The sequence below is a fragment of the Rhodococcus sp. R1101 genome (assembly GCF_000278445.1).
GTDB classification, from domain to species: Bacteria; Actinomycetota; Actinomycetes; order Mycobacteriales; family Mycobacteriaceae; genus Rhodococcus; species Rhodococcus gordoniae.
The window spans coordinates 1-3,907 of sequence record NZ_AJVB01000367.1 but is presented as its reverse complement, the minus strand read 5'-3'; the positions used below and the strand labels follow the sequence as shown (position 1 = coordinate 3,907).

The window sequence follows — 3,907 nt, the reverse complement described above, 5'->3', positions numbered from 1 at the left end:
TCGCGCTGGCCCTGTCGTGGTTGACGGTCCTGCCCGCACGGGGTCCCGCCGAGATCGATCGGACGATCGCCGGACGCGCCATCTCTGCGGCACCGATCGCCGGTGCCCTTCTCGCTGCCGCGGCCGCGGCCGTGGGCGGGCTCGGCTCGGCCGTCGGTGCGCCACCCCTGGTGACGGGGCTGTTGTGCGTCGGTGCGCTTGCGGTCGGTACCCGCGGGATGCACGTCGACGGCCTGAGCGACACCGCCGACGGCCTCGGTTGTTACGGCCCGCCCGAGCGGGCACGCGAGGTGATGCACAGCGGCGGCGCCGGTCCGTTCGGCGTCGTGGCACTCGTCGTCGTCCTCGGTCTGCAGGCCGCTTCGTTCGGTGCGCTCGCCGACACGCACGCGTGGTGGGCGGTCGCCTTCGCGGTCTTCACCGGACGTGTCGCGGTGGTCGTGGCATGCCGGCGCGGGGTGCCCGCCGCGCCCGGCAGCGGCTTCGGCGCGCTCGTATCGGGCACCCAGGGCGTCGTGCCGGTCGCACTGTGGTCGCTGTCGGCCGTGGTGCTGTCGGTCGTGTGCCTGCCCGGCCCGGTCTGGGCCGGGCCGCTCGTGGTGATGGTGGTGCTGGTCGCGGCGGTGGTCTTCGCCCGGCACTGCGTCGCGCGCTTCGGGGGCATGAACGGGGACGTGCTCGGCGCGGTCTCCGAGGGCACGGTCGCTGCCGTGGCGGTGGCGGCGGCGAGCCTGCTGTAGATCGCATTCCCTCCGGAAACGACACAAGGGTGCTGCCGGAGTCCGGCAGCACCCTTGCGATGGTGGCTACGTCACTTGCGCAGTGTCGTCATCCATCCGTGAGTGTCGGCGAAGGTGCCGCGCTGGATGCCCGTCAGGGTGTCGCGCAGGGCCATCGTGATCGGGCCGGGCTCGCCGTCGGCGATGGTGAACTCGCCGTCCTTGTCCTTGACGCTGCCGACCGGCGTGATGACCGCCGCGGTACCGCACGCGAACACCTCGGTGATCTCACCGCTCGCGGCCTTCTCGCGCCACTCGTCGGTGCTGATGCGCCGCTCCTCCACCGCGAGACCGGAGTCCTTGGCGAGGGTGAGCAACGAGTCGCGGGTGATGCCGGGGAGCAGCGAGCCGGACAGCTCCGGGGTGACCAGGCGCGCGTCGGCGCCGGACCCGTACACGAAGTACAGGTTCATGCCGCCCATCTCCTCGACGTACTTGCGCTCGATGGCATCGAGCCAGACCACCTGGTCGCAGCCCTGTTCGGCCGCGTGCGCCTGCGCGACGAGCGACGCCGCGTAGTTGCCGGCGAACTTCGCGGCGCCGGTGCCGCCCGGTGAGGCACGCACGTACTCACGGGAGAGCCACACGTTGACGGGCTTCACGCCGCGCGGAAAGTAGGCACCCGCCGGGGACGCGATGACGAGGAACGTGTACTCCTTCGCGGGCCGCACACCGAGAGCCGGCTCGGTCGCGAAGGCGAAGGGACGCAAGTAGAGGGAATCCTCGCCGCCCGCGGCCGGAACCCACTCGTTGTCGACCTCCACCAGCTCGGTGATCGCCTGCACGAACAGCTCCGGCGGCAGGTACGGCATCGCGAGCCGCTCCGCGGACCGGTTCATGCGCGCCGCATTGGCGGTCACGCGGAACGACGCGATGCTGCCGTCGGCCTGCCGGTAGGCCTTGAGGCCCTCGAAGATCGCCTGCCCGTAGTGCAGGACCATCGCGGCCGGGTCCAGGGAGATCGGGGCGTACGGCTCGACTTTCGCGTCGTGCCAACCGATCCCGTCGGTGTAGGTGATCGACACCATGTGATCGGTGAAGTACTGCCCGAAACCGGGATTCGACAGAACCTCCTGGCGCCGCTCCGCAGAGCTCGGGGAAGGATGCTGGACGCGGGCGAATTCGAGGACACCTGTCATGGAGGACAATGGTACAACCGCCTGCGGAAGCCCTATCTGGTGTGGTCCTCGACGAACGGCGGAGTCACCACTTCGGCGCGCAGCGATCGTCCGCGCACGTCCACGCTCACTTCGTCGCCGGGTTCGAGTCCGGCGGCGGTGTCGAGGAGTGCGAGGGCGATGCCGATCTTGAGGGTCGGCGAGAAGGTTCCCGAGGTGGTCCGGCCGACCTCGGCACCGTCGCGCAGCACCGTCAGATCCTGACGCAGGACACCGCGGTCGAGCGCCCGCAGACCCCACAGTTTCCGTGCCGGGCCCGCCTCTTTCTCGCGGAGCAGGGCGTCGCGGCCCCAGAACTGCGGCTTCTTCCAGCCCACGGCCCAGCCGACCCGCGCCTGGAGCGGGGAGATGTCCACGGACAGTTCGTGTCCGTGCAGCGCGTAGCCCATCTCGGTGCGCAGGGTGTCGCGGGCACCGAGACCCGCGGCCTGCCCGCCCTGGGCACGGACGGCCTCGAGCAGGGCACGGAAGACGCGCTCTGCGTCGTCCCAGCGAGGCAGCACCTCGAAACCGCGCTCACCGGTATATCCGCTGCGGCACACCCGCACCGGAGCACCCTCGTATCCGGCGTCGGCGAAACCCATGTAGGTGATGTCGGTGGGCAGTCCCAGTGCTTCGAGGACGTCGGCGGACCTCGGCCCCTGGACGGCGAACACCGCGTGGTCCCGATGCTGGTTCGTCACAGTGACGCCCGCGGGCACCGCCGCGGACAGCGCCTCGACGACCGCGGCCGTATTGGCCGCGTTGGGAACGAGGAAGAGTTCGTCGTCGGAGACGTAGTAGACGATCAGGTCGTCGACCACACCACCGCTCTCGGTGCAGCACAGCGTGTACTGCGCCTTGCCGGGAGCGATCCTGGTGAGGTCGTTGGTGAGGGTCGTGTTCAGGAACTCTGCGGCGCCCGGCCCGGCGACGAGCGCTTTACCCAGGTGGCTGACGTCGAACAGGCCCACCGTCTCGCGCACGGCCGTGTGCTCGGCGACCGTCCCCGCGTAGGAGACGGGCATCTCCCAGCCGCCGAACGGAGCGAATGTCGCGCCGAGTTCGACGTGCACGGCGTGGATGGGCCCCTGCTTCAGTTCCTCGTCACTCATGGCGTACGACGCTATCCCACCGCCATCGTGTCCGACAGCGACGTCCGGCGTCGGTGTCATTAGGGTCGATGACATCGAGGTGATCCCCTCGCACCGAACGACGCCCCACACGAACGACTCGCTCGTTCCCGATCAGCTCCAAGGAGATGCCCTGTGAGTGCACCCACTCCCGATCTTCCCGAACTCGTTCTCGCCGGTTCGGTATCCGAGCGAGCCGATGTACTCGTGATCGGACTGACCTCCGCCGACGGCACCCCCGAGATCCTCGCGGGTGACGCACCGGTCGACGAGGCGGTTCTCGGTGAACTGCTCGACAACCTGGTCGCCGTGGGCGCGACGGGCCGCAGCGAAGAACTCACGCGGGTGCCGGCACCCGCGTCGCTGCCCGTGGCGAGCGTCCTCGCCGTCGGTCTCGGTGATGCCGACAAGATCGACGCCGAGCAGGTCCGCCGTTCCGCCGGTACCGCAGCACGCGTATTGACAGGTGTGGGGACGGTCGCGACCACGCTGTCCGCCGTCGACCTCGGTGCCGCGGCGGAAGGGTTCGCGCTCGGCGCCTACACCTACACCGAGTTCCGGTCGGAGAAGTCCGCGCCGAAGGAGGATGCCCGGCCGGTCGCGCAGGTGGAGTTGCTGGTGCCGTCGACCCGCGACCGCGACGCCAAGTCCGCCCTCACCCGCGCCACCGCGATCGCCGAGGCCGTCGCGACGGCCCGGAACTTCGTGAACACCCCGCCCAGCCATCTGTTCCCGGCCGAGTTCGCCGAGCGGGCGAAGGCCCTCGGCGAGGCCGCCGGGCTGAAGGTCGAGGTCCTCGACGAGAAGGCACTGGAGAAGAAGGGCTTCGGGGGCATCG

Annotated in this window: 4 protein-coding genes; 2 read left to right on the top strand and 2 right to left on the bottom strand. The window is 70.1% G+C overall.

Annotated features, from left to right (window positions below):
- Nucleotides 1-740, top strand: a 740-nt coding sequence (locus R1101_RS0117955; RefSeq protein ID WP_016934738.1) for an adenosylcobinamide-GDP ribazoletransferase, incomplete at its 5' end; no start/stop codon positions are given.
- Between the two features lie 71 nt (nt 741-811).
- On the opposite strand, the gene R1101_RS0117950 is transcribed toward R1101_RS0117955, so the two are convergent.
- Nucleotides 812-1,918 (bottom strand): branched-chain amino acid aminotransferase, encoded by a 1,107-nt coding sequence (locus tag R1101_RS0117950; RefSeq protein WP_016934737.1) that lies wholly within the window; start codon nt 1,916-1,918, stop codon nt 812-814.
- Between the two features lie 32 nt (nt 1,919-1,950).
- The gene (gcvT, locus tag R1101_RS0117945; RefSeq protein WP_026003421.1) at nt 1,951-3,051 is read right to left on the bottom strand and encodes a glycine cleavage system aminomethyltransferase GcvT; all 1,101 of its coding nucleotides are present in this window, start codon (nt 3,049-3,051) and stop codon (nt 1,951-1,953) included.
- Nucleotides 3,052-3,204: 153 nt separating this feature from the next.
- On the opposite strand from gcvT, the gene R1101_RS0117940 reads away from it, so the two are divergent.
- On the top strand, nt 3,205-3,907 hold a 703-nt coding region (locus R1101_RS0117940), incomplete at its 3' end, for a M17 family peptidase N-terminal domain-containing protein (RefSeq protein WP_016934735.1).

What these genes read in the sequence shown, in the direction of transcription:
- R1101_RS0117950 (WP_016934737.1), bottom strand. Translation starts at nt 1,918, where the DNA reads ATGACAGGTGTCCTCGAATTCGCCCGCGTCCAGCATCCTTCCCCGAGC.
- gcvT (WP_026003421.1), bottom strand. Translation starts at nt 3,051, where the DNA reads ATGAGTGACGAGGAACTGAAGCAGGGGCCCATCCACGCCGTGCACGTC.